This window comes from Pseudomonas sp. AC463, assembly GCF_979253585.1.
This window is the reverse complement of the sequence record NZ_CEEDDZ010000617.1, coordinates 1-271: the sequence shown is the minus strand read 5'-3', so window position 1 is coordinate 271 and position 271 is coordinate 1. Positions and strand designations below refer to the sequence as shown.

At 64.2% G+C, this 271-nt stretch carries 1 protein-coding gene; it reads right to left on the bottom strand.

Annotated elements, in window-relative coordinates; translation table 11 throughout:
• Nucleotides 1–271 (bottom strand): peptidylprolyl isomerase (locus tag AC0IYH_RS31685; protein WP_471838218.1); only part of this gene is annotated, 271 nt, incomplete at both ends.

The following is a 271-nucleotide window of genomic DNA, read 5'->3' as shown; positions in this document are numbered from 1 at the left end:
ATCTTCGACGGATTCTGCGGCGGCTCGCCCCGCTCGATCGAGTCGACATATTGCATGCCGTCGATCACCCGGCCGAACACCGTGTACTTCTTGTCGAGGTTCAGGCGCGGCTGGAACACGATGAAGAACTGGCTGTTGGCGCTATCCTTATCGTCCGCGCGTGCCGCCGACACCGCGCCACGCACATGCGGCAGGTAGTTGAACTCCGCCGCCACGTTCGCCAGCGTGGATCCGCCGGTACCATCGCCCTTGGGATCGCCGCCCTGTGCCA